The sequence below is a fragment of the Enterobacter sp. BNK-22 genome (assembly GCF_048684805.1).
Taxonomy (GTDB): domain Bacteria; phylum Pseudomonadota; class Gammaproteobacteria; order Enterobacterales; family Enterobacteriaceae; genus Enterobacter; species Enterobacter quasiroggenkampii.
This window is the reverse complement of record NZ_JBLQTT010000001.1, coordinates 473,199-499,249: the sequence shown is the minus strand read 5'-3', so window position 1 is coordinate 499,249 and position 26,051 is coordinate 473,199. Positions and strand designations below refer to the sequence as shown.

Here is a 26,051-nt window from a genome sequence, read left to right as displayed (position 1 = left end):
AAAAAAAGGTAGCTGAGGGGGATTCAAAGCTGCGAACAGCTTTGAATCCCCCTCAGCTACCTGCATATTGTTCCAACCGAAATATCCGGTTTAACGACTTATTGTGTAAGAAGTTTCTCAATTCTCTTGCGGAACTTCGCCCCTTCCTTCAGGTTACGCAGCCCATAGTTCACAAACGCCTGCATATAGCCCATCTTCTTACCGCAGTCATAGCTCTCGCCGGTCATCAGCATCGCATCGACAGATTGCTTCTTCGCCAGCTCAGCAATCGCGTCGGTGAGCTGAATACGGTCCCAGGCACCTGGTTCAGTTTTTTCCAGCTCGGCCCAGATATCGGCATTCAGAACATAACGGCCCACCGCCATCAGGTCAGAATCCAGCGTCTGCGGCTGATCCGGTTTTTCGATGAACTCAACGATGCGGCTAACCTGCCCTTCCGTCTCCAGCGCTTCTTTGGTCTGAATTACGGAGTACTCGGAGAGATCGCCTTTCATGCGCTTCGCCAGCACCTGGCTACGGCCCGTTTCGTTGAAACGTGCCACCATTGCCGCCAGGTTATAGCGCAGCGGATCGGCAGACGCGTTATCAATAATGATATCCGGCAGCACAACGATGAAGGGGTTGTCACCCACAACCGGACGGGCACAAAGAATAGAGTGCCCCAGGCCCAGCGGCTGCGCCTGACGCACGTTCATGATGGTCACGCCCGGCGGACAAATAGACTGCACTTCCGCCAGCAGCTGACGCTTAACGCGCTGCTCGAGCAGCGCTTCGAGTTCGTAAGAGGTGTCGAAGTGGTTTTCTACCGCATTCTTGGACGAGTGCGTAACCAGGACGATTTCTTTGATCCCTGCAGCAACAATCTCGTCGACAATGTACTGAATCATTGGCTTATCGACGATCGGCAGCATCTCTTTAGGAATGGCTTTTGTGGCTGGCAGCATATGCATGCCCAGGCCTGCTACCGGAATGACTGCTTTCAAATTAATCATTATTTCTTCCACCTTAAAATGGTTGACGAATTATAGCTCTAAAACCTGTTTTCGCCAGCATGATTTGCCGTAACCCTGAAGCAATGTTACGCCTTAGCATCACATATTTCTGTAGTTGTAATCTGATTCGATCGCGCTTTTATGCCAGGAATAGTCTCAAAACAGATTATTGTCGATTATCTGTGCGGAAGCGCAAAGTTCAGCCTTTCCACATTCACCACCTGCTGGTCGACCCGGTCAATATCCACCGAGCTTTGCCCCTTCTCATTAACGGCTTTTATGTTCGCCAGCGACAACAGCGTCTCGTCTTTCGCCATGAATTTTCCTCGCACATCCTTGCGCAGGTCGAAGTTAATCTTCAGGGCGGGCCCCACGGCAGCTTCCTGCATGACATTGATATTGCGTAAAAAAAGATGCTGCGGCTTGTTGTGTAATTCAAGCGTAGCACGCTGCATTTCCACGTTGGTTATCGCCACAAACGAGGTCGCGTTACCGGATGAAATCTGTATTCCGCGCAATTTATACGCAAGCTGGCGGTTATCGAGGTGAATATTATTGAGCTTAAAGTTCTGCGGGATGGACAAATAATCGCCTTTTATCACCCCATAGCCGATTAACATTCCCGCACTGTTGACCATGTCGACATTATCAATAATGAAATTATCACAGCCATAAATGGCCACCGTGGCATTGTCTATTCCTGCCTTTTTACTGAAGTCAGGGGTGATATTTTTGGCCTTAATATTGCGGATAACAAAGTGTTTCCCGTTTTCCACGTGCACCAGCTGACGACAGTTACTGCCGGTGATGTTGGCCACCACGAAGTTCTTAACAGTTTGCTTTTCCGGGTAGTCGTTGTCGTAGGTGCTGCCGGCGAGGCCAATGCCAATGCCCCAGTTGATCTTGCCGTTGGTGCAGTTGATGTTATCGATGACATGGTCGGAAATCAGGATATTGCGATCGTTGATAGCAACGTTCCACTCGATCGCATCGCCCTGCAGATGGCTAAATTTGCTGTTGGTGATGCGGGCGCCGTCCACCTGGTTGTGGAAACCCTGGCGCAGGATAGCGTAGTTGGCCTGACTCACGCTGATGTTATCAATCAGCAAATTGCGCATCACGCTGGGTTTCTTACCGCCGATGTAGATCTGCGTTACAGGGCCAAAACCGCTCATGGCCAGCCCTTTAATTACGCAGTCGGAGCCACGTACATCGAGAGTGATATTCTCTGTCCGCCCCTCGCCTTCCCCTATCACTTTGCTGCCTTCCTGCAGAACAAAGCGGCCGCGGCCATTGCCGGTTAACGCCCCGCGGATCAGCAGCGTTTTACCGTCGGGAATGAAAATACCCGTGTTGATGTTTTCACAGGTCAGCCCGGCAGGGACAACGACGGTGTCCCCGTCATTAAATGCCTGCTTAAAGGCCGCGATCCAGTCGTTGTTATTGTACTGTTTAACAGAGACCGTTCTTGCGCTCGCCGCCCGCGCAATGCGGGACGACAGCAGCGGCGTGGCCGCCAGAACGGACAGAGACGAGACAAAGGTGCGTCGGGTAATCTTTTTCAGCATACATCCTCGGCGTTACAACGTTTGCAGCAGGCTGGCTAACTGACGGTTAATCACCTGCTGGTTAAAATCGGCTTCAACTTTTTGTCGGGCATTGTGCAGCACGGGCTCCAGCGCCTGCTGGTCGATGTCGCTGAAAGCAGCTAACCGATCGGCGAGCGCCATGGCGTTATTCTCGGGCACCAGCCAGCCGGAATGGTCAGACTTAATCAGCTCCGGGATCCCGCTGTGCAGGGTCGAGACCACCGGTATACCCACGGCCATTGCCTCCATCAGCGCCACCGGAATGCCTTCCATATCGCCATCGGCCCCCGTGACGGAAGGCAGCAGAAATACATCTGCCTCATCAAGCATGGCCTTGACCTCGTGGCTCGGCTTGAAGCCCGGCATCTCTACGACATCTTCCAGTTGATACTGTTCGATCAGCGTGCGCAGACGACGCTCCCACGGCCCAATCCCGAGAATGCGGTAGTGGAAATCCACTCCGCGCGCTTTCAGCTGGCGGCAGGCTTCAATCGCCACATGCAACCCTTTCTTCTCGGTCAGTCGCGCGACGGAGATGATCTGCAGCGGTTTGCCCGGCACCTTCACCGGACGGCGGGTAAAGCGCGTTAAATCCACGCCCATGCGCGAAACGGCAATTTTCTCTCCCGGGCAGCCCATGTTTTTCAGGCGTCCGGCCCACAGTTCGCTGATCGGCAGCATCATGTCGCCACGCCGGAAAAGCTGCTGGTATTCCGGCGTGTAGTGGTTCAGCACTTCGCGGCTGGAGATGTCGATACCGTGGAAAATGGTCGCAATTTTACCGTCAATTACGCCCAGTTCGCGCAGCTTCGCGGCGGTGACGCCTGCCGGGCCAAAGTGGGCGATAAACACGTCGGCACGATACGGCTGCGCCGTTTGCCCGCAGATGGCCGACAGGATCAGATTGCGTGATTCTGATCCATAGCGGGAGACATTCAGCGCCCGCCACGTGGACGCGCGATGGATCCCACGTAAGGTCTGGCTGGCGCGGTGGCGCAACTTACTCAGCTTCCCGGACGGCTCATCCTGCAGCCAGCGGGTTTTTGCCTCCAGCCCATACTGGGTATACGCCGCATGGGTGTTTTGGGTATCGCCCTTTTGCAGGGCGATAATCTCCACGTCATATCCCATATCGATAAACGCGGTGATTTGGTTCAGAACAAACGTTTCGGACGACAGTGGAAATTTCAGTAAGAAGAAACCAACCTTCATTTCCCCTCCCGTACGCGATCGAGTACCGATTTCACCATTCCAATGCCCTTCTCGCGCTCGGCTTTCACCGCCACCGCCAGACGTTCATTGATAGCAGGCAGTTGGCCAAGCGTGTCACCCACCATCGCACCGAGCGATCCGTCCAGCAGGTGACGGATATCCACCGCCATTTCCGGCATACCGAGCTGCTGCATAATCCCGGCGGACTTGTGCTCATAGTTAATGGCAATGGCCGGCGTGCCAAAGTTCATGGAGATAATGGCCGAGTGCAGTCGGGTGCCCACCGTCAGGTCGCAGGCGGAGAGCAACTTGCCCATCTCCAGGTCGTTCAGTTCATCCATCACCACGTGATAACGTGACGGGTCATTGACCAGGTTGCGCAGGTTCAGCGCCACCATGCGGTCATCTTTGTTGTAGCTGTCGATGCCGGTACAGGTGGACAGCGCCAGCACCTGGTACCCGCTGTCCAGCACGCGGTTCACCACGTCGGCGAACGCTTGCTCATACGCCGCCTGTGTCGTGCCTAAACGTTTATCGAAGGGTGCCAGCTCACGCAGGGTAATCGCGACGGTTTTCTGTTTCGCCGCCACGTCGAGCCAGTGCTGCACCGCGTAGCTCGGCTGGAAGCTGTCGTCCTGATGATCCACCAGCCAGGCGGTATCCACGCCGTGCTCAACTTTTGACGTGTCAATCTCGCTGCGCTTCATCATCTCAAGGCTGACCGACTCGCGCAGGATCAGCGCGTCGCAGTGGCCGAAGACATAGTTTGCGAGCTGGTTAAACTGCGGATCCTGGAAAGGCCCCACGCTGTGGCCAATCATAAATAGTGGCTTTTTCGCCATGAACGTGCAGAGCGCATGCTCAAACTGCGGCACGCCGTAGAGATCGACGAAGAATGAACCGCCGACCTGGATAATGGCGTCATAGCCGGACAGCAGACGAACAAAGTCAGTGAAGCCCTGCGCGATGGCGATGTTGCGCAGCTTGCCGGTATCGGTCACCCGGGAAAGCAACACCTGATGCTGGTAGCGACGACGCAGCACTTTTTTCACGCGGCCCATCACGCCCGCGGCGTTGTTGTGCTGTTTCATCTGGCTGTAGAGCGGGTCGCCCATTACCGGGCGGTTCAGTAACCAGGATGAGCTGACCGGATAACGGCTCATCACGTCCACTTCGGTCTCAGGCTTAAGGGTGTTAATCGCATCCAGTAAACCGCGCAGGATGGCGCTGTCGCCACGGTTGCCGCAGGTATGGTTGCCAAGAATTAATAATTTCATAATGGCCTCTTAAAGAACTAGCCTGCGCGAAGCAGCGTTTTCATTTTTTCGTTACGGCAAAACTGGCGCTTCATCTCAACGACCAGCGCATTGCGAGAAAGTACGATCATCACGACGAAGGCCAGCGCCCCCGCGGCAACCTGCACCGCCAGCAGCGCGGCCAGCGGCAGATGGCCGCTGAGGATCGCGCCCAGACCGTAGCTCACCGCCAGGGTCGGCAATGAGAGATAGAACGGCAGCCACAGGCTCAGGATGTACTGACGGTAGCTGGAGCCCAGCACCGGTTTAATCATGATGAAGTAGCTCAGGACGGTATTGACGATCTGCACCAGCAGGAAGCCCAGCGTGACGCCAATGGCGCCCGCCATGTGTCCGCCGACGATAATTGCCGGAATAAACAGGAAGGTTTTGAACACGTTGAATTTAAAGCTGATGTCCACGCGCGCTTTAGCCATCAACAGGGACCCAATCGGGTTCCCCACGGAGCGCAGCAGCCCTACCACGCACAGCAGCTGAAGGATCGGGATAATACCGTTCCACTTCTCGCCAAACACCAGCGGCACGAAGTTGCTGGACACCACCATCAGCCCCAGCAGCACCGGGAAGTTGATAATCCCCACCACCGAAAGCAGCTTGTAAAAGTTAACGCGCAGCTTCTCGGTGTCGTCCTGAATCTTGGCAAACGCCGGGAACAGCACGCGGGTGATTATTGGGTTCAGCTTCATCGGCGGCACCACCGCGACGTTGTAGGCCAGGTTGTAGCCCCCCGCCACGCTGGCGCCGAGAATACGTGCCAGCACCAGCGTCGAGAGGTTGGTGTTCACGTAGTTGATAATGCTGTCCGCCGTCAGCCACGCGCCAAAGCGCAGGTTGGACGAGACGGACGCAAGAGAGAAATGCAGTCCCGGACGGTAAATTTTACGCCCAAAGTAGCCGAACAGCAGCGTACGCACGGCAGAGTTCACCAGGTAACCGAGGATGGCGGTCATCGCCAGCGGCCAGAAATGGGCGCTCACGACGGTAAAGGTAAAGCCCGCCAGCACGGCGCTGGTCTCGATCATGCCGATCTTATTGAACTCCAGCTCTTTCTGCATCAGCGCGCGGAACTGCTGCCCGTGGGGGATCACCACGAACGCAAACGACAGCGTGCGCATCAGCGGGGCGAGATCCGGGTTGTGCAGCACGCTGGCGATGGTGTCGCTCAGCAGGAACACCAGCACAAACACGAAAATCCCCAGCCCCACGTTCAGCCAGTAGAGCGTGGTCAGCTCAAGATGGCTGATCTCTTTGCGCTGGATAATCGAGTTGGCGATACCAAAGTCAGACAGCGTATCGGCCAGCGCGATGATCACCAGCGAGACGGTCAGCAGACCGAACTGGTGATTATCGATAATGCGCGCCAGCACTGTCATCTGCACCAGGCCGAGGCCAATGATGACGATGGTCGCCATGGCTGACCACTTGGCGCCGCTGATGGTTTTTTCACGTAAGCTCATCTTAGTACGCCGCTTTGTTCACGAAACCTTTGAAGATAGTCAGAAAAACAATCTTGATATCGAACCAGAGGCTCCACTCGCGGATGTACTCCAGATCGAACTCGATGCGTTTTTCCATTTTTTCCAGCGTGTCGGTTTCGCCGCGCCAGCCGTTGATTTGCGCCCAGCCGGTGATGCCCGGCTTCACCTTATGGCGCAACATGTAGCCTTCAATCAGCGAGCGGTACTGCTCGTTATGCGCCACCGCGTGCGGACGCGGGCCAACAATCGACATCCCGCCGGTAAAGACGTTGATAAACTGTGGCAGTTCATCCAGCGAGGTGCGACGCAGGAAGTTCCCGACGCGGGTGACGCGCGGATCGTTCTGCGTGGCCTGGGTCACGACCTTGTCGTTCTCCATCACCTTCATGGAGCGGAATTTCCACACCATAATCGGCTTACCGTCCATGCCGTAGCGGGTCTGACGGAAGATAACCGGTCCTGGAGAACTCAGCTTCACCGCCAGGGCAATGCAGCACAGCACCGGAGAGATGAGCAGAAGAATCAGCGAAGAGAGCACGATATCTTCCAGACGCTTCAGCACGCGGTTAATACCGGACAGCGGCGTGTCGTACAGCGGTACGACCGGCACGCCGTTCACCTCTTCAATACGCGAATGAAGGATGTTGAAGGTAAACACGTCCGGGATCAGGAGCACTGAACAGGTCGTATCCGCCAGTTCGCGCATCAGCTGCTTAATGCGGGAGTCGTCTTTCATCTGCATGGCGATGTAGACGTTGTGAATTTTGCCGGCCTTCGCATCGTCAATCAGCTGTTCGTAGTTGCCCGCCCAGTCGGCAGGCACGCCGCCAGGCTTCGCGTCGTGATAAATCCCGACCACTTCAAAGCCTAACCACGGCTCTTTGCGGAAGCTGTCGAGCAGCACCCTGCCGACGGGCAGATCGCCTGCTACCGCCACGAAGCGACGATTATAGCCACGGTTGCGCAGCCAGCCTGCGCCAAAGCGGATCAGGGAGCGGCACACTACCATGCCGACGCTGCTTAACAGATACCAGCAGAGATAGGTCACGAGGCGATTATCAAAATCATGGCTGAACGCCACCAGGCCTGCGCTGAAGATCAGGCTCAGGGTCCAGTTCTGCAGCAACAGCATCAGTTCGGTGGTCATTTTGACGCCGCGCCACGAGCGGTAGAAATCGGTCATTCCGCCGATCATCTGAAACACAACCAGCGCAATCAGGGCCATCAGAAGATGCATATATAAGAACGGCAGCCCGCTGATCCGACACACCGCCCACAATCCACCGACCATGATGGTGATATCAGAAAAACGCTGCACCATAGAGATTAACGATGCATTCGTTCTCGCTCGTTCGCGTTTTTTTAGATTCGTCATCGTTGTTCCTGTATTCGGTTCCCCCTCCCACCGGGAGGGGCAGTTATTACTGATTCAACAGCGCCAGAATGTCCTTCGTTCGGGCTTCCATCAGCGCGGTGTCCGCACGGGACTCCACGTTCAGGCGCACCACCGGCTCGGTGTTGGACGAGCGCAGGTTAAAGCGCCACTGCGGGAACGCCATGCTGATGCCGTCGGTACGATCAATTTCCAGCGCGTGAATCGCAAAGTGCTGCTCCACGCGGGCAATCGCCTCGGCCGGCTGCGCCAGCTTGCTGTTGATCTCCCCGCTCGCCGGGAACGCCGCCATACGGTCGCGCACCAGCTCGCCCAGGGTCTGCCCCTTCAGGCACAGCAGCTCGGTGACCAGCAGCCACGGGATCATTCCACTGTCGCAGTAGGCAAAGTCCCGGAAGTAGTGGTGGGCGCTCATCTCGCCGCCGTAGATGGCGTCTTCTTCGCGCATGCGCTCCTTGATGAAGGCGTGGCCGGTTTTGGACATCACCGGCGTGCCGCCTGCGGCAGACACCACGTCGACGGTGTTCCAGGACAGGCGCGGGTCATGAATGATTTTCGCGCCCGGGTTTTTCTCGAGGAACGCTTCTGCCAGCAGGCCGACAATGTAGTAGCCCTCGATGAACTGCCCTTTCTCGTCGAACAGGAAGCAGCGGTCGAAATCACCGTCAAAGGCGATACCCATGTCCGCGCCGTGCTCAATCACCGCGTTACGCGTGTCGTCGCGGCACTCCGGCAGCAGCGGGTTAGGAATACCGTTCGGGAAGTTGCCGTCCGGGGTGTTATGCACTTTCACGAAGGTCACCGGCACGTTCAGTGCCTTAAAGCGCGCTTCAAGGGCATCGACAACCGGGCCGGCCGCACCGTTACCGGAGTTAATCACCAGCTTCAGCGGCTTCAGGTTCGCCACGTTGATGTAGCCCAGCAGGTGGTCGATGTACTCTTTCTGCAGGTTGATTTTTTTGTAGCTGCCGCGCTTTGCCTCGTTCACCGGCGGGAAATCGTTGGCTTCCGCCAGGCGCTGCACGTCGCGCAGGCCGGTGTCGCCGCTAATCGGGCGGGCACCCTTGCGCACCAGCTTCATGCCGTTGTAGTCCATCGGGTTGTGGCTGGCCGTCACTTCAATACCGCCGTCCACGCCCAGGTGGAAGGTGGCAAAGTAAATCTCTTCGGTTCCGGAAAGACCGATGTCCAGCACGTCCACGCCCGCATCCTGCAGCCCTTTCGCCAGAGCCAGCTTCAGGGATTCGCTGGTCAGACGCACGTCGCCGCCCAGCACGATGGTCTGCGGTTTTAAATATTCGCCGTACGCACGACCAATGCGCCACGCAATGTCTTCATTCAGCTCTTCGCCCAGCTTGCCGCGAATATCGTAGGCTTTAAAACAGGTTAATTTTTCCATGATGACCCCTTTTTCAGGCAACAGTCGGTCCTGACCACTTAATGGCCAAATTGATTTTTTTGTCATTCGTAGGCCCGGTAAGCGCAGCGCCACCGGGCATGATGCTGAGGGCTACACCCGTCCGTAGCGGTCCTGGAAGCGCACGATATCGTCCTCTTCCAGATACGAACCGGAGCGCACCTCAATTAAATCGAGAGGAATTTTCCCCGGGTTCTCCAGACAGTGCGTCGCCCCCAGCGGAATATAAATGGACTCGTTTTCACCCAGCAGTTTGACTTCACCGTCGATCGTGACTTTAGCGGTACCCGCGACCACCACCCAGTGCTCGGCGCGGTGATGGTGCATCTGCACCGACAGCCCCTCGCCCGGCTTCACGGTGATGCGTTTCACCTGATAACGGTCGCCTGCGTCAATGGAGTCATATTTCCCCCACGGACGGTAGACTTCGCGATGAATGTGGTGCTCGTGACGGCCATCCGCCTTGATCTTCTCCACCACTTTTTTAACGTCCTGCACGGCGTTACGGTCGGCAATCAGCACGGCGTCTTTGGTCTGGACAACCACCAGATCCTTCACCCCGACGGTGGTGACCAGGCCAGACTCGGCGTAGACGTAGCTGTTTTCCGTTTTGTGGCTAATGACATCGCCGTGATGGACGTTACCCTCCGGGGTATGGGCGCTGATCTCCCACAGGGAGGACCAGGAGCCGACATCGCTCCAGCCCGCATCCATCGGCACCACAACGGCATCTGCCGTACGCTCCATCACCGCATAGTCAATGGACTCTTCCGGACAGGCGAGGAAGGCTTCTTCATCCACGCGGATAAAGTCGAGATCCGGGTCCACCACCGCCATCGCTTTCTCGCAGGCTTGCAGAATATCCGGACGATATTTGCTCAGCTCTTCCAGATAGCGTCCGGCGCGGAACAGGAACATCCCACTGTTCCAGTAATATTCCCCGCTGGCGACATACGCCTGCGCGGTTTCAAGATTGGGTTTTTCAACGAACTGCGCCACGTCAAACGCCACGCTGTCGCCTTCACCCGACGTCACGTTGCCGCGACGGATGTAGCCGTAGCCGGTTTCCGGCAGATCCGGCACGATACCGAAGGTCACCAGCTTGCCGCTCTCAGCGTAAGGAATGGCCGCACGCACTGCGTCACGGAAGGCCTCTTCCTGCTGGATCACGTGGTCTGCCGCCAGCACCAGCATCAGCGGGTCACAATCCGGGCTGCTGCGTTTTGCTGCCAGCGCCGCCAGGGCGATAGCCGGTGCGGTATTGCGTCCGGCAGGCTCCAGGATGATATTTTCTGTGAGTTTGTTCAGCTGGCGCAGCTGCTCGGCAACGATAAAGCGGTGCTGTTCGTTACAGATCACCACCGGGCTTTCACACTCCACGCCGTGGAGACGGTTTACCGTCGTCTGCAGCATGGTGAGATCCCCTTTCAGGCAGAGGAACTGTTTTGGATAGAGCACGCGGGACAGCGGCCACAACCGGCTACCAGAGCCACCAGCCATCACAACCGGATACAAAGTGGTTTGACTCATGATTTATCCCCGTATATCTGCAATAAATTGGCTCAGCACGCTTTCTTTCTCGAGCGTGCGTTCGGCATATTCACGTGCCACCGTGTTCATTTTTGGCATGGCAAGTGCCTGTTCAATGCCGGTGACCAGCGCCGGGACCGATTCCGGCTCTACGCACACGGCAATCCCCGGATAGCTGTCACACAGCTGGCCTAATTCAGTTTCGGCTTCGGCCGTAATCACCGCGTTACCGCCCACTGCCAGAATGTTGGTCAGCTTGGACGGCAGCACCGCATCCGCCGCGCCGCGCTTTTGCACCACCAGATGGCAGTCGCCCATCTTCAGCAGCGCAGGCAATGCCTCGTAAGGCTGAAGCGGGAAGAATTTCACGTTGGTCAGGCCGCGTTCGCTGACCATTTTTTCCAGCCGCGCTTTTCCACCACCCTGCCCGACAATTACAAACATCCATGGATGTTCGTTCAGCAGTTGAGCCGCCTCGATCACGCTCTCCAGCCCCTGCTTTTCACCGATGTTGCCTGAGTAAAGAATGATTTTTTGATCTTCAGGCAAACCGAGCTGCGCGCGCAGCGCCTGAGCGTCTTGCTCAGTCACATCGCGAAAACGCGCCACTTCGGACCAGTTCGGGAAGAAGATCACCTTCTCCGCCGGGACACCTTTCTCCTGCGCCTTGTTCATCATCGAGCGCGAGATCGTTGAGACGTAATCCACGTTGTGTAAGCCACTGCGCTCAAACGCGCTGGCGAGCTTCGCCACCTTGCCGCCTTTGCTTTTGCCTGCCATCCCCAGGCCCAGCATGGCGTCAACTTCATAATCCTGAATGTGCAGCAGGGTGCGCGCCCCGGAGAGTTTGCCCAGCAGACGCATGCCCGGCGTGCAAAACAGCGTCGGCACCACGCCGATGATGCGATCCGGCTTCCAGCGACGCTGCGCCATCAGCGGGAAGAAACTGCTCAGGGCAAAGCTGCCGAGATGAATCAATCGTTTAAGCGTTGAGGGCTGCTTAGGCACATACAGCGGACAGCGCCAGACGGTCGCTACACCCTCTTCGCGACGGTAGCGCCAGCTTGAGTAGCGCTCCCCCACTTTCCATTCCGGGTAGTACGGCGGCGCGGTAATGACCCGCACGTCATGTCCCTGGCTCGCCATCCACTCGACCATCTCGCCGGTGTATTTCCCGATACCGGTTAGCTCCGGCGAGTAGTTGATTCCGTATACGAGGATCTTCATAAGCCCGGCACCCCGGACTGACGTTCAGCGAGGAAATAGGCGCGACTGTTGTCATGCACATTGTCGCTCGCCAGCAGCGCCTCTGGCGTCTGCCAGCGGTAGTCGTCGTGCTGAGAATCAGGCAGACGCAGGTCTGCCTCACTCACCTTCAGGCGGAACCCCAGCACGATGTAGTGCGTGGTGAACCCGGTGCCTGAAAAGTTATCGTCATAGAAGTGCTGCCAGACCCCGTAAAACTGGCCCGCTGCCATCGGCAGCTGCAGACCCAGTTCCGCCAGAGTGAGACGCTCAAACGCATCGGTAAGCGTCTCATCCTTTTGCACGCGCCCACCGGGCACGAACCAGAAGCCCTGCGCAGGACGGTTGGTTCGTTTCCCCAGCAAGAACTCGCCGCGTTCGTTCTCCACGATCAAATCAATCGAGATGAGCGGAGTGGAACGCACCACCGTGGCAAAATCTTCCTGACTTAAAAACATCATTACCCCCGGAAGCGGTGCTGGTTTTCCAGGAACCACTGATAGGTGCTTGCCAGCCCCTGCTCCAGTGACACCTCGTGATACCAGCCCAGCTGATGCAGACGGGTCACGTCCAGCAGTTTGCGCGGCGTGCCGTCCGGTTTCGTGGCATCAAACACCACGCGGCCTTTGTAGCCCACCACCTGCGCGATGGTCTGCGCCAGCTCGCGAATGGTGCAGTCCACGCCGGTGCCCACGTTGATGTGCGACAGCATCGGCTCGGTGTTCTCCTGCCACACTTCGCGATCCAGCTCCATCACGTGAATGCTGGCCGCAGCCATGTCGTCCACGTGCAGGAATTCGCGCATCGGCGTACCGCTGCCCCACACCACCACATCCGGCGCGTTCTCGGCGGTCGCCTCGTGGAAGCGGCGCAGCAGCGCCGGGATCACGTGCGAATTGCTCGGGTGGAAGTTGTCGTGCGGTCCGTACAGGTTGGTCGGCATCACCGAGCGATAGTCTCGGTTGTACTGACGGTTGTAGGACTCGCACAGCTTGATCCCGGCAATTTTGGCAATCGCGTACGGCTCGTTGGTGGCTTCCAGGGTACCCTGCAGCAGCTCGCTTTCGGCGATCGGCTGTTTCGCCATTTTCGGGTAAATACAGGATGAGCCGAGGAACAGCAGCTTGTTCACGTTGTGCAGATGCGCCGCGTGAATGATGTTGCTCTCAATCATCATGTTTTCGTAGATGAAATCCGCCGGGTAGGTGTTGTTGGCAACAATGCCGCCCACCTTCGCCGCCGCCAGATACACCTGGTCAATGCGTTCGTTAGCAAAGAAGTCCTGTACCGCACGGCTGTCGAGCAGGTTCAGCTCGTCGCGGGTGCGGACAATCACTTCTACGTCACCGCGCTGCTCGAGCTGGCGCACAATCGCGGAACCCACCATTCCGCGATGACCGGCGACAAAAATACGTTGTTTTGTCATTCTCAGGACTCCAGCGCGATGGCAACCTCGTAGCCATGAGACTTGAGCAGGGAGTGTTTTTTCGCTGCTTCAAGATCTTTGGCCACCATCTCAGAAACCATCTCCTGCAGAGTGGTTTCTGGTTTCCAGCCCAGCTTCTCGTGCGCTTTGGTTGGGTCGCCCAGCAGGGTTTCCACTTCAGCAGGACGGAAGTAGCGCGGGTCAACCTGCACAATCACGTCGCCTGGCTTCACGCCCGGTGCGTCATGGCCGGTCACGGAAACCACGATGCCCTTCTCTTCCACGCCGGTGCCTTCGAAGCGCAGCTTGATGCCCAGCTGCGCAGCAGCCATTTCAACGAACTGACGAACGGAGTACTGCACGCCGGTGGCGATCACGAAGTCTTCTGGCTGTTCCTGCTGCAGCATCATCCACTGCATTTTCACGTAGTCTTTGGCATGGCCCCAGTCACGCAGGGAGTCCATGTTGCCGAGGTGCAGGCACGATTCCAGACCCTGTGCGATGTTGGCGATAGCGCGGGTGATTTTGCGGGTCACGAAGGTTTCGCCGCGACGTGGAGATTCATGGTTGAACAGAATGCCGTTACAGGCGTACATGCCGTAGGATTCACGGTAGTTCACGGTGATCCAGTAAGCGTACAGTTTCGCTACCGCGTACGGAGAGCGCGGATAGAATGGCGTGGTCTCTTTCTGTGGAATTTCCTGCACCAGACCGTACAGCTCAGAGGTGGATGCCTGGTAGAAACGGGTTTTCTTCTCAAGGCCGAGGAAGCGAATCGCTTCCAGCAGACGCAGCGTACCCATGGCATCCACGTCAGCGGTGTATTCCGGAGACTCGAAGGAGACCGCCACGTGGCTCATCGCGCCCAGGTTGTAGACTTCATCCGGCTGCACTTCCTGCAGGATACGGGTCAGGTTGGAGGTATCGGTCAGGTCGCCGTAGTGCAGGTGGAATTTCGGGTTCGCCGCGTGAGGATCCTGATAAATATGATCGACACGTTCGGTGTTGAAAGAAGACGCACGACGTTTAATACCGTGTACTTCATAACCTTTTTCCAGCAGTAACTCTGCCAGGTAAGAACCATCCTGCCCGGTAACGCCGGTGATGAGAGCGACTTTAGACATGTTTATATTCCTCTACTTATGAATTTAATCAGTTTCAACGCGTTCGCGTATCACCACTGCGGGGTTGCCACGGCAAACTTTATTTGCCGGTAGCGATTTAAAAACGCTGCTGCGGGCACCAACGACCGTGCCATCGCCAACAGAAACACCCGGTGCAACAAAAACATCCGTTGCCAGCCAGCATTTTTCGCCAATCACAATAGGCGAAGCGGTAATATCAAAATGCTGACTCATAAAGTCATGGCTGCCGGTGCACAAATAACATTTCTGTGAAACCACCGAATTTGCGCCAATCGTAATCTCGCCCAGGGTATATAACACCGCGTCATCCCCTACCCAGGCGCAATCCCCAAGCGTTAATTTCCAGGGGTAGGTAATTTTCACCGAGGGCCGAATGACTACGTTTTTTCCTATTTTTGCGCCAAACAGACGCAATAAAAATGCTCGCCAGCGGTACAGTATTTGTGGTGACCAGGCAAATAAGGTGGCCTGAACGGCCCACCATAACTGCACTTTAATACCGCCCGCCCCCCGAAAACCTTTCGGCACGGAGAAACCCTTCAGATCCTGCATTACGTTTCCTTATATTCAGGCTTTGTTATATAAGGCTTTCGTTTTACTCGTGGTGCGCACGCGTAAAAAATAAGATAATTCCGCCCAGAACCCCGGCACGCGTAATATTTTACGCTGCACGTTTTTGGCATCCTGGCACAATTCCAGATTATTCGAGGTTGACACGCCACCCATTGAAAATTCAGATACCAGCCCTTTAATTCGGCGGAACGGGTAACCTGACTTATAGAGACTGGCGGCCAGCGCATAATCGGAAGACACTTTATACTGCAAATCGTAAGGCTGTTTTTTCAGACCTTTTACCGGAAAGAAAATGGCCTGATGGCTGGCGGGTAAACTGTGATAGATATACCAGCCCGGCTTCGCGCTGCGGCACACTTTATGTCCGTCGCCAAAATCGAGCAGCGCATCGCCAATATACATGGCGTCCTCTTTCTGGCGCGCCAGTTGACGGGCAAACAGCGCCACGTCATCATGGAAAATATCACCCGAATTCAGAAAGATGGCATAACGGCCCTGCGCCATATTGATGCCTTTGTTCATCGCATCGTAGATGCCTTTATCTTTCTCGCTGATGTAGCGTAAGTTGAACTCACCGTTGAGTTTTTCCAGAAACTCCGCCGTGCCATCGTTCGAGCCGCCGTCGACCACAATCCACTCAAAGGTGAGGCTTGGATCGCGCGCCAGGTTGCGCAGCGAGCGCCAGGTTTTTACCACCCCTTCGTAATTACGAAAAGCGACAGTAATGACGCTAAGAAACATAAATCACCTCATTTCGTCATACGTTCGTAATATTAAGCGCTTTGCGCAGAATAAACGGACAGACAATCAAGAAAGCATATTCCGGACTAAATATTGACCCGGTAAAAAACAGCGACACCGGCGTAAACAGATAAAGCTGCACGCGAAAGTTCTGGTTATCCCCGAACGCGTTAATCATCATTTTGAAAACTTTAAACAGATACCACAGCGTCAACAGTACGGCGAACCACGAAAAATAAATAATTAACAGATACAGACCATTGTCTATGGTTTTACCGACATCCGCACCGTTAAAGATTCCGAATGATGCAACATATTCGTAAAGTGAGCCGAATCTTACTACACCATCTATATGGGTTAAGGAATAACCCACCATCACCAGCGGTCCAATGATGCGATAATAGGACGATGAGCCTTCCGTTCCCAAATCACCCAGTCGTTCTGAGATGTATGGGAAGGCAAATATCACGCCCACCATAAATACCGTCAGGGAGATAATCGCCAGCGGCAGTTTTTTCTTAATCGCATCTTTGTTCAGGTACTGAAACGCCCATTCCAGCAGGTAAAACAGGATAAATGTCATTACCCCGGAGAACGATCCAGACAGAACGATTCCTGCAAGAATCATAGCATCGGTCTTAGGCGTTTTGATACCAAACTGTTTGATGCTGAGCCAAATTGAGATTAACGCCAAAGCGAAAAACGCCGGTTCAAAATAGAGGGCCGTGGTACGCTTCCCGCCGAACTTGATGAAGTTCAAAACATAGCTGTTGCTGTAAATGAGATATTTCGAAATTATCTCCATCAGACTACTGCCGCCGGTAAGAATAATTTGCGCCATCTCCATGGCAGCAAGCATAACAATTAACGCAACGGCAATATAAAAGAACCTGAGGATTTTCCGATAATTGTGCGGAGAAATCGTTTTGAAGCGAATACTCCAGACCATTCCGATAATAATAACGATATAAACAAACAGCATGGTCGAGGTGACGTATTTACTGGCATCCAGCGACTGGCCAAAGATGTAGTTAAACAGCGTCAGGCCCGTGCCCAACCCTAAGGCAATCATCAGCTTCTTCAGGTTGATTTTATCGACATACAGCAGAAGCAGAACGGGCAAGAAGGTGACGATGGTTATCGGAAAGCTTTCGCCGAGCTGGGCAATTTTGACGTTGACCAGCAGATAGATCAGCGGCAGCAGCAGATAACTACAGATTCTGATAGAACGAGACATACTCCTCCAGCATCTGTTGTCCACTGTAGGCCTTGCGGCTGCGGTTGCGGAACGATTCCAGGTCAGTGCCAAAAACAGCCTGAGCGATCTGCGCCTTCGGCAGTTGCACCAGCGGCAGGACCTCCTGCTCGGCAAAAGTTTTCCCACCCGATTTTTCCAGCACTTCGCGTGCCGCATCGCTGTGGGTGGCAATCACCGGCACGCCGATGGAGAGCGCTTCACAGAGGATCAGCGGGTAGTTATCCACGCGGGAGCTGAATACCAGCGCATCCATTTCATTCAGCGCGCTCATCAGCTTGCGCTTATCGGTTTCAAAACCGTGGTTCACCACGTTAGCCCCTTCGAACGGTGAAAATTTGCCGAAGGTATGGAGCTCAATTTTGTCACCCAGCGCCATCATGTCGCGCACCAGCTGCTGGTTGGTTTTCCCGTCGTAACGCAGGTCATGCGCAACGATAGCGATCTTCGGTTTGCCCGCGGTTTCTGCCACCGGCGTCAGCTCGGCGAGAATGGCTTCCGTCGCCACGTCGATGCCGTTGTTAATAATCTGGCAGCGCCCTGCCCCGTACAGGCTGTTGAAGGCATCGGCCACGTGCTGGCTCGGGGAGATAAACGTGCAGCCGAGCGAGAGCATGTCGCGGAAAAGCTGGCGCTTGCCGGCCACCAGCGTGTGCGCGCGATCCACCTTCACCGGCGGATAGTTGCTCAGCGTCGGGCATTTCTGGCAGTTGTTTTTCCAGCCTTCGCAGCCGTCGGTAAACGCGCAACGGCCGGTTACGCTCCAGTGATCGTGCAGCGTCCAGACGAAGCGGGTGTCGGGCTTGTGGGCCTGCACCTTCTGACAAAACGCCACCACCTCTTCCAGATTTAGCCAGTAGCTGTGCAACACGTGAAAATGCAGCACAACCGGGCCGGTAGTGCGGGTCACCGTGCGATAAAGCGTATTCAGGTTGCCAAACAGATCGCGGTTAAATAGACGGAACAACGCGATATTGGCAATCGAGGTCAGGCGCGGCGTGTGCTTATGCACCTGCGGGAAGTTATCGTGACTGACGCTTTTCTTGCCGCCCTTGCCATACCCATAAATAAAACGAGACTGAAGTCCTTTTTGCAGCGCGCGCTGGTGCAGATCCAGCGCTACCCCTGCCGCTCCGCCTTCTGCGAGGCGTACGTTAAATTGCAGAATATTCATTTAATCACCTTCACGCGGGCTTTTTCTCCCACCACCAGCGCGTTATCCGGAATGGTGTCCAGCACCACGCTGCCCGCACCAATCGTGACGTTGTTACCAATCGTAATGTCACCAATGATCACCACGTTCGCGCCCAGCTCGACGTTATTGCCAATCACCGGGCAGGCCAGGCTGTCTGGCCCACGGTTGCCAATGGTCACCCCATGGCGGATGGTGAAATCATCCCCGGCGACCACGAACTTGTTGATCACCACCGCATAGCCGTGATGGATGGTAAAGCGGCGGCCAATGGTGGCCGCGGCCTGAATTTCATAGCCAAAAAAGCATTCGGTGATGATGCGATACAGCACCAGCACGGGTGCCGCCCAGATGTTGTTCAGGACATTTTTCTTACGCCACACCGAGCAAAAATGCGCGATGCGGTACGCCAGAACCATGCAGCACGGACGCAGGCTCCAGCTGTTAGCGCGGCAATCTTCCAGAAACATTATTTCCCCCGAAGTCCATCAGCCAGGCGCTTGCCGTTACGAACGGACAACAGCGTCAGCAGCGTGCGCCAGTTCATGCGCTTATTGCGGATCTGATAGAGGGTAAAGAGCTGATATTTACGGCTGGCACGGTCAAACTTGTCCTTGTGCTTGCGGTAAAAATGGAAGTAGCCCGAGAATTTTTTCGGCGAGGAGGTAATTTGCATCTCCCCATGATTGATGTGCAGGATCTGCGTGGCCTCTTCGACCTTCCACGGTTCGCCGTATTCCACCACCATCCGGAGAAAAATATCGTAATCCTGCGCGGCCTTCAGTTCGGTATCGAACAGGCACTCTTTAAAGCGCCACGCCCAGGTGAAGACCTGGTTACCAATGATGTTGCGCTTGTAGAACAGGCGTCGAGAGTACGGTGATTTCGGATAGAGAGGCAGGCTGGCAGGCTGCGAGTACACCTCGCCCTGACAGACATAGTCGTTGGCATACAGGAACGCGTGCGTGACCAGCTGCTCTTTATGCGACAGGAAGACAGACAGGCGGTTCGGCGTCCATTCGTCGTCGTCGTCGATGCCGGTCAGATACTGCCCTTTGGCCTGCATAATCGCCTGGTTACGCACAGCACAGGCGCCGGAGTTATTGGCGTTATGTGTATAAACCACCCGCGGGTCGTTGAGGTCAGTCACAAATTTTTGCAGCTGTTCATACGAGGAAGAGCAGTCATCCACGATGATCAGCTCCCAGTTATCGTAATCCTGACGTAACACCGACTTGATTGCGCGGATCGCCAGCTGCTGACGATTCCATGTCGGCATATAGATAGAAATCAAAGGGCGTTGTGTGGTCATTTTTTCCCCTCACCCTGGCCCTCTCCCCAAAGGGGAGAGGGTGAAAGGCAGCCAGTGGTTATCATTACGTTCGTCCCCCAAATCCAGCACCGAACAGTCCCCTCTCCCCTTTGGGGAGAGGGTTAGGGTGAGGGGTGTGGGGGTGTTTTGTTATTTACTGTCAGACTTATATTCGTACTCGTAATAGCCATAATCCTGATAGCCGGTCGCGCGACGGAAGATGGAGTTCAGGATCACCCCTTTAACCTCAATCCCGTTCTGCTCGAAGCGGCTCAGGCTGGTTTCCACCTCTTTCAGGGTGTTCACCGCGTAACGCGCCACCATCAACGTGGTACCCGCATGGCGGCCAACAACGGCCGCGTCGGTCACGGCCAGAATCGGCGGCGTATCGATCAGCACCAGGTCGTAGTTTTTGCTCGCCCACTCCACCAGTTCGCTAAAGCGCTCGCTCATCAGCAGCTCGGACGGGTTAGGCGGCACCTGCCCACGTGGGATCAGGTCAAATTTCGGCACCGTCGTGGGCTTCGCGCTCTGGCTGATATCACCTTTGCCAAGCAGGATTTCCGACAGACCGTTAACGTTGTTGGTACCCAGCAGTTCGTGGGTGTAGCCTTTGCGCATATCGCAGTCGATCAGCAGCACACGCTTGTTGGTCTGGCTGACCACCGCCGCCAGGTTGGCGCAGACAAAGGTTTTACCGATTGACGGGCTGACGCCGGTTAACATCAGGACGTTATTTTTAGCCTGCATCATGGCGAAGTGCAGACTGGTGCGCAGGCTGCGGATCGCTTCGATAGCGAGGTCGGTTGGGTTACCCACCGCCAGCAGCTGGCTCTGTTTGTAACGCTTAACGCCTTTGATGGTTTTGACGCTATCACGGGATTTTTGCCACTCAGACAGCGGAATGCTGGCATAGACGTTGATACCGTTTTCTTCCAGCACCTGCGGGCTTTCGATACCGCGGTTGAACAGCGAACGCAGCAGCACGCCAACGATGGAGAGCATCAGGCCGAGAATAATGCTGCCGAGAATGATCAGCGCTTTCTTCGGCTTCAGCACGCCAGGCTGGGTAATGGCCGGGTCGACGATGCGCACGTCACCCACGGTGCTTGCCTCGGTGATTTTCAGCTCCTGCTGCTTGTTCAGCAGCTGCATATAGACCTGCTGTCCGGACTCCACGTCGCGGGTCAGACGCACGATCTCCTGCTGAGTTTTCGGCATCGCGGTCACGCGGTCATTGAGCTTCGCCTTCTCCTCTTCCAGCGTGCGGCGTTTTTCCAGCAGGGTGCGGTAGGCCGGGTGGCGTTTGGTGTAAAGCTTGGAAATCTCCGCCTCTTTGAAGGTCAGCTCGTTAAGCTGCGCATCAATATTGACCATCGAATCGAGGACAGACTTTGCCTCCAGCGGCAGGTCAACGGAGTCTTTATCCTGACGGTAGGCGTTCAGCTTGTTCTCGGCATCATCCAGACGGCCGCGTACTTCCGGGAGCTGTTTCGCGAGGAAGGCCAGGCTTTTCGCCGCTTCAGCCGACTTACGCTCGACGTTCTGCTCAAGATAGTTGCGGGTAATGCTGTTCAGGATGTCGCGGATCTGATCCTTATCTTCACCGGTAAAGGTCATGCTCAGCACGCCGGTATCCTTACCGTTTTCGGTGACGGTCAGGTTGTTCTGCAGATTGTTGATCATCCCCAGCGTGGAGAATTTCGTGACGGTGAATTCACCGCCCTCCTGGGCATTGATCGCGCTGACCATCATGCTGACGCCATCTTTGGTGAGCATCTGCCCCACTTCACCGCGCGCGCTAAAGCCCGCGTCGCTGGTCAGCTGGTACTGTTTCGGGCCAAGCACCGTCAGGGTAAAGGTCTGATCGGCGGCCCCTTTTGGCAGCACAAAGTCAGTGACCTTGACCGTGTCGTTGTTTCTGCCCATCAACCGATCCCAGCCCGCACCAAAGATCGGGAAGGTATTTTTGGTGACGGAGATATCAAGGCCAAGGTCGTGGACCGTTTTACCCAGCACCAGACGTGACTGGATGAGCTGAATTTCAGCATCGGAGGCCGGCGGCTTGTTCGCCAGCGCAGAGCCAATGTCCTGCACCAGCGAGTTGCCGGTATTCTGCTCGATCTGCACCAGCGCATCGGCGCTGTAGATAGGGGTGGCAAACAGCGTGTAGACGACGGCCGCAGCGGCAAACACGGCGGTAATGCCCAGCACCCACCACTTTGCCTCTACAACAGTGCCGACCAGGCGTCCAATATCAATTTCATCACTGCCCGAAGTCGGGGCGGCAGAAGGTCTTGTTTTTTCGGTCATTGTTATCCCTGCTGAGCTTTCAGTGCCTGCGCCCACTGTTGGGCAGACTGGTCAAGTAAGGTGTAAACCGCCTCAAAGGCCTCATGGCTTTTGCGGTAGGGATCGGGGATTTCACGTTCATTGTCCCAGTGTCCAAACAGCATCACCTTACCGCGCATCTCCGGAGCGATATCGCACAGCGCATGAATATGGCGTTTTTCCATCGCCAGAATCAGGTCATACTCGCGGCACATGCGGCCAGTGACCTGGCGGGCAACATGCCCGTCGAGAGAGAGGTGATGATCCCGCGCCACGATCGTTGCGCGCTCATCGGCACCTTTACCGACCAGTGCACCCAGCCCTGCCGAATCAACGGTCAGTTCGGGCTGGTAGTGTTTCAACAACCGTTCAGCCGTAGGGGAACGGCAAATGTTCCCCACGCATACCACCAGAATTTTGTTAAACATCGCGGATTACCAGGTATGAATGTCGCGCGCCGTATCCGTCATGTAGCGAACGCCACTGATGGTTGGCAGCAACTGGTTGATCAGACGGTTCCAGCGGGCAACCGGTGCGGTAGTGACATACACCACATCGTATGGCTGGAGACGGAACTCCGTCGCCATTACCAGAGAGGTCGCATCGGACATATCCAGCTGGTAGATGTTGGCAATCTTGCCTTTCGCACTGCCCTCACCTTTCAGCGGACGGATCACGAAGATGCCGGTCGCGTTAGAGGTCGTCAGATCGATACCCTCAGCATTGCCCAGCGCTTCGGTCAGCGTCATACCGCTGAAGTCCATCTTGAGGGTGCTTTGTTTCTTCACTTCACCCATCACGAAGACTTTGAGATCGTCATTGCGTGGTACATAGAGGATGTCGCCCGGGTAAAGCAGGCGGTTCTGGGTCAGATCGCCGTTTTGCATCAGCGCCTGAAGCGAAATGCGCTGCTCCTTCCCGTTGTGGGTCAGAACCACGTTGCGCCAGTCGGCGCCGTCGGTTAACCCGCCCGCGGCGTTAATGGCATCCAGCACGGTCAGAGGAACGTTGGTGATAGCCTGCTGACCGGATTTGTTCACCTGGCCGGAGATGTAGGCTTTTTGCGAGCGGAATGCGGCGATATTAACGTCCACCTGCGGGTCGGCGATGTACTGCGCTAAGCGGCCGGTAATATCACTACGGATCTCGGCAAGCGTTTTCCCTGCCACATGGACTTTACCAATGTAGGGATAGAACATGGTGCCATCTGACTGCACCCAGTTACCGGTGTCGCTTGAGCTACGGTACTGGCCCGCTGGCGTGGTCAGTTCGGGGTGGTCCCAGACGGTCACGTTAATGACGTCTCCTGGCCCTACGCGATACTGGTAGGACGCGATTTCCTGGTCCAGTGACATATTCGGCTGGGCAACGTTTGGACGTGGGCGTAATTGTTCGACCAGACGAGGCGTAAGTGGATAAACATTCACCATTTTGTCGAGATCAAAATCGGCATCCTGTTGCTTGATCACATCCTTGCCCATTGTTGACATATTGCTGCCGGGAAAGACAGTGCAACCGCTCATCAAGGTCACAGACACCAATAATGGCATCAATTTCATTTTGGAGTTCATCATTGATTATTTATCACTTTGGCAGAGTAATTATCCTGTGCAATTTAAATACGTGTGAATCTAAAATGCATTAAGAATGTAGCTAATTAAATAAAAATATAACTAGCATCATTCCTAAAAAAAACGTTATTTGGCCAGTCACTGTTGACAACGGAATCATGGCTCATCCACACACATCCAGGCACGCTACCGCCCTTGGCTTCCAGCTACCAATACGCTATAACACGATGAATTGCAGGCAAAAAATCGCCAGATTTTTTGCATTTGAAATAAATGGAGCATTCATAATACGCAGGCACTATTTCGTTAGTCGCTCAAAAAAAAACAACAACCAGTAACAGAAGATATCCTTTTTCAGGCTATTAATCTTGTAACAGCTAATCCCAAAACAGGCAAGAAAACGGGTTCCGAACACCAAATTTTAAGAATTTGTTTAGAAAAGCAGTTTATTTTTAAGAATTTCTTTATATTGACAGCGTTATCACTGAACACCTTTTAATGCGATATTTCTTAATTTTGTTATTTCAGATAAATACAGACTTTCTTGATGAATTAGACTTATTATTCCCAGTATTATTAATTTAATGATTATTGAGAGAAATCTCATACTGACATTGCAATTTCCCCCAGCTTTATCCATGATCGAATTGTGTCATTCGTCATGTTACAGAAGGTATTGCTATTACTATGGAATGGATTGCCGATCCCTCAATCTGGGCCGGGCTGGTTACGCTGGTCGTCATCGAGCTGGTGCTCGGGATTGATAATCTGGTTTTTATCGCCATCCTCGCTGAAAAACTGCCCCCTTCCCAGCGCGATCGCGCGCGCGTAACGGGGCTGCTGCTGGCGATGGTCATGCGGCTACTGCTGCTGGCCTCTATTTCCTGGCTGGTCACGCTCACTCAGCCTCTGTTCTCCATCCACGGTCTGAGCTTTAGCGCCCGCGATCTGATCATGCTCTTCGGCGGCCTGTTCCTGCTGTTCAAAGCTACCGTGGAGCTCAACGAGCGGCTGGAAGGCAAAGACAGCGAGAACCCGACCCAGCGCCGCGGGGCAAAATTCTGGCCGGTGGTCGCGCAAATCGTGGTGCTGGATGCGGTCTTCTCCCTGGACTCGGTGATCACCGCCGTCGGGATGGTGGACCATCTTGCGGTGATGATGGCCGCGGTCATTATTGCCATCACGCTGATGGTCATGGCCAGCAAGGCACTGACCCGTTTTGTGAACAGTCACCCCACCATCGTGATCCTCTGTCTGAGCTTCCTGCTGATGATTGGCTTTAGCCTGGTGGCCGACGGCTTTGGCTTCCATATTCCGAAAGGCTACCTGTATGCCGCCATCGGGTTCTCCGTCATGATTGAAGCGCTTAACCAGCTGGCGATATTCAACCGCCGCCGCTTCCTTTCCGCAAATCAGACGCTGCGTCAGCGTACGGCCGACACGGTCATGCGCCTGTTAAGCGGTAAGAAAGAGGATGCGGAGCTGGACGCCGAATCCTCCGCCATGCTGGCCGACCACAGTGACGGGCAGATCTTTGACCCGCAGGAACGACGGATGATTGAGCGAGTGCTCAATCTTAACCAGCGTACGGTCAGCAGCATTATGACGTCGCGGCATGATATAGAGCATATTGACCTGACGGCCCCGGAAGCGCACATTCGCGCCCTGCTGGATAAAAACCAGCACACACGCGTGGTGGTGACCGGCGGGGAAACGGAAGAAGAGCTGCTGGGCGTGGTGCACGTCATTGACCTGCTCCAGCAGCAGCTTCACGGCGAGCCGCTCAATCTCCGCGTCCTTGTTCGCCAGCCGCTGGTCTTCCCGGAGGGGCTGCCGTTACTTTCCGCCCTTGAGCAGTTCCGTAACGCGCGGACCCACTTTGCCTTTGTAGTGGATGAGTTTGGTTCGGTGGAAGGACTGGTCACGCTCAGCGACGTGATGGAAACCATTGCCGGTAATCTGCCAAACGAGGTGGATGAGATTGATGCCCGCCACGACATTCAGAAAAACGCCGACGGCTCGTGGACGGCAAACGGCCATATGCCGCTGGAAGATCTGGTGCAATATGTGCCGCTGCCGCTGGATGAAAAGCGGGAATATCACACCATTGCCGGTCTGCTGATGGAGTATCTGCAGCGTATCCCGAAGCCGGGGGAAGAGGTTCAGGTAGGCGACTATCTGCTTAAAACGCTACAAATTGAAAACCATCGCGTGCAGAAAGTTCAGCTGATACCGCTGCGGGATGAGGAAGAGCTGGATTTTGAGGTGTAAAAAAGCCGGGTGGCGCAACGGCGTCAGGCTTTTGTAGGCCGGGTAAGGCGAAGCCGCCACCC

General features: G+C 55.2%; 22 protein-coding genes. 1 reads left to right on the top strand and 21 read right to left on the bottom strand.

Translation table 11 applies throughout. From position 1 onward, the window contains the following. Positions 1-98 precede the first annotated feature (98 nt). The 21 genes from galF to ACMGGE_RS02110 all read right to left on the bottom strand — a co-directional run bounded on the left by galF (position 99) and on the right by ACMGGE_RS02110 (position 23,721). Positions 99-992: a GalU regulator GalF gene (gene galF, locus ACMGGE_RS02210; protein ID WP_023325625.1), complete on the bottom strand. Its 894-nt coding sequence runs from the start codon at positions 990-992 to the stop codon at positions 99-101. Between the two features lie 176 nt (positions 993-1,168). Further along, entirely contained in the window at positions 1,169-2,560 is a 1,392-nt protein-coding gene (wcaM, locus tag ACMGGE_RS02205) for a colanic acid biosynthesis protein WcaM (protein WP_414455739.1), read from the bottom strand. A gap of 12 nt (positions 2,561-2,572) precedes the next feature. Then, positions 2,573-3,793 carry a colanic acid biosynthesis glycosyltransferase WcaL gene (gene wcaL, locus ACMGGE_RS02200; RefSeq protein ID WP_063622062.1) on the bottom strand — a complete coding sequence of 407 codons (1,221 nt, stop codon included), beginning with the start codon at positions 3,791-3,793 and terminating at the stop codon, positions 2,573-2,575. Continuing rightward, a complete protein-coding gene (gene wcaK / locus ACMGGE_RS02195; RefSeq protein WP_045908618.1) occupies positions 3,790-5,070 on the bottom strand; it encodes a colanic acid biosynthesis pyruvyl transferase WcaK in 1,281 nt (426 codons plus the stop codon). Before wcaK ends, wcaL begins: the two co-directional genes overlap by 4 nt. Positions 5,071-5,087: 17 nt before the next feature. Further along, positions 5,088-6,566 (bottom strand): colanic acid undecaprenyl disphosphate flippase WzxC, encoded by a 1,479-nt coding sequence (gene wzxC / locus ACMGGE_RS02190; RefSeq protein WP_032646471.1) that lies wholly within the window; start codon positions 6,564-6,566, stop codon positions 5,088-5,090. Position 6,567: 1 nt separating this feature from the next. Further along, positions 6,568-7,962, bottom strand: a complete 1,395-nt coding sequence (gene wcaJ, locus ACMGGE_RS02185; protein ID WP_048030843.1) for an undecaprenyl-phosphate glucose phosphotransferase — start codon at positions 7,960-7,962, stop codon at positions 6,568-6,570. A gap of 46 nt (positions 7,963-8,008) precedes the next feature. Continuing rightward, the gene (cpsG, locus tag ACMGGE_RS02180; RefSeq protein ID WP_029742028.1) at positions 8,009-9,379 is read right to left on the bottom strand and encodes a colanic acid biosynthesis phosphomannomutase CpsG; all 1,371 of its coding nucleotides are present in this window, start codon (positions 9,377-9,379) and stop codon (positions 8,009-8,011) included. Positions 9,380-9,490: 111 nt separating this feature from the next. Further along, positions 9,491-10,927, bottom strand: coding sequence for a mannose-1-phosphate guanyltransferase (gene cpsB / locus ACMGGE_RS02175; protein ID WP_420293306.1), 1,437 nt, complete (start codon positions 10,925-10,927; stop codon positions 9,491-9,493). Positions 10,928-10,930: 3 nt separating this feature from the next. Beyond that, positions 10,931-12,154 carry a colanic acid biosynthesis fucosyltransferase WcaI gene (gene wcaI / locus ACMGGE_RS02170; protein ID WP_420293305.1) on the bottom strand — a complete coding sequence of 408 codons (1,224 nt, stop codon included), beginning with the start codon at positions 12,152-12,154 and terminating at the stop codon, positions 10,931-10,933. Continuing rightward, positions 12,151-12,630, bottom strand: a complete 480-nt coding sequence (locus ACMGGE_RS02165) for a GDP-mannose mannosyl hydrolase (protein WP_045418617.1) — start codon at positions 12,628-12,630, stop codon at positions 12,151-12,153. Before ACMGGE_RS02165 ends, wcaI begins: the two co-directional genes overlap by 4 nt. 2 nt (positions 12,631-12,632) lie before the next feature. Then, positions 12,633-13,598 carry a GDP-L-fucose synthase gene (gene fcl, locus ACMGGE_RS02160; RefSeq protein ID WP_024908102.1) on the bottom strand — a complete coding sequence of 322 codons (966 nt, stop codon included), beginning with the start codon at positions 13,596-13,598 and terminating at the stop codon, positions 12,633-12,635. Positions 13,599-13,600: 2 nt separating this feature from the next. After that, entirely contained in the window at positions 13,601-14,722 is a 1,122-nt protein-coding gene (gene gmd, locus ACMGGE_RS02155) for a GDP-mannose 4,6-dehydratase (RefSeq protein WP_003863514.1), read from the bottom strand. Between the two features lie 24 nt (positions 14,723-14,746). Further along, complete coding sequence (gene wcaF / locus ACMGGE_RS02150) at positions 14,747-15,295, bottom strand: colanic acid biosynthesis acetyltransferase WcaF (RefSeq protein ID WP_069720611.1); 549 nt, start codon at positions 15,293-15,295, stop codon at positions 14,747-14,749. Positions 15,296-15,310: 15 nt separating this feature from the next. After that, positions 15,311-16,057: a colanic acid biosynthesis glycosyltransferase WcaE gene (wcaE, locus tag ACMGGE_RS02145; RefSeq protein WP_008499420.1), complete on the bottom strand. Its 747-nt coding sequence runs from the start codon at positions 16,055-16,057 to the stop codon at positions 15,311-15,313. Positions 16,058-16,073: 16 nt separating this feature from the next. Beyond that, entirely contained in the window at positions 16,074-17,294 is a 1,221-nt protein-coding gene (gene wcaD / locus ACMGGE_RS02140; protein WP_045908624.1) for a colanic acid polymerase WcaD, read from the bottom strand. Beyond that, the gene (gene wcaC, locus ACMGGE_RS02135) at positions 17,269-18,486 is read right to left on the bottom strand and encodes a colanic acid biosynthesis glycosyltransferase WcaC (protein ID WP_045908625.1); all 1,218 of its coding nucleotides are present in this window, start codon (positions 18,484-18,486) and stop codon (positions 17,269-17,271) included. The genes wcaD and wcaC overlap by 26 nt, the downstream gene beginning before the upstream one ends. Beyond that, positions 18,483-18,974, bottom strand: coding sequence for a colanic acid biosynthesis acetyltransferase WcaB (wcaB, locus tag ACMGGE_RS02130; protein ID WP_039025009.1), 492 nt, complete (start codon positions 18,972-18,974; stop codon positions 18,483-18,485). The genes wcaC and wcaB overlap by 4 nt, the downstream gene beginning before the upstream one ends. After that, positions 18,974-19,816: a colanic acid biosynthesis glycosyltransferase WcaA gene (gene wcaA, locus ACMGGE_RS02125; protein WP_420293304.1), complete on the bottom strand. Its 843-nt coding sequence runs from the start codon at positions 19,814-19,816 to the stop codon at positions 18,974-18,976. Before wcaA ends, wcaB begins: the two co-directional genes overlap by 1 nt. A 150-nt stretch (positions 19,817-19,966) precedes the next feature. Further along, positions 19,967-22,129: a tyrosine-protein kinase Wzc gene (wzc, locus tag ACMGGE_RS02120; RefSeq protein ID WP_048028312.1), complete on the bottom strand. Its 2,163-nt coding sequence runs from the start codon at positions 22,127-22,129 to the stop codon at positions 19,967-19,969. A gap of 2 nt (positions 22,130-22,131) precedes the next feature. After that, positions 22,132-22,575, bottom strand: a complete 444-nt coding sequence (gene wzb, locus ACMGGE_RS02115) for a low molecular weight protein-tyrosine-phosphatase Wzb (RefSeq protein ID WP_045908628.1) — start codon at positions 22,573-22,575, stop codon at positions 22,132-22,134. 6 nt (positions 22,576-22,581) lie between these two features. Further along, positions 22,582-23,721, bottom strand: coding sequence for a polysaccharide export protein (locus ACMGGE_RS02110; protein ID WP_008499413.1), 1,140 nt, complete (start codon positions 23,719-23,721; stop codon positions 22,582-22,584). A 684-nt stretch (positions 23,722-24,405) separates the two neighbouring features. Between ACMGGE_RS02110 and ACMGGE_RS02105 the strand changes: the two genes are divergently transcribed. Then, a complete protein-coding gene (locus ACMGGE_RS02105; RefSeq protein WP_235404544.1) occupies positions 24,406-25,989 on the top strand; it encodes a TerC family protein in 1,584 nt (527 codons plus the stop codon). Positions 25,990-26,051: the final 62 nt, after the last annotated feature.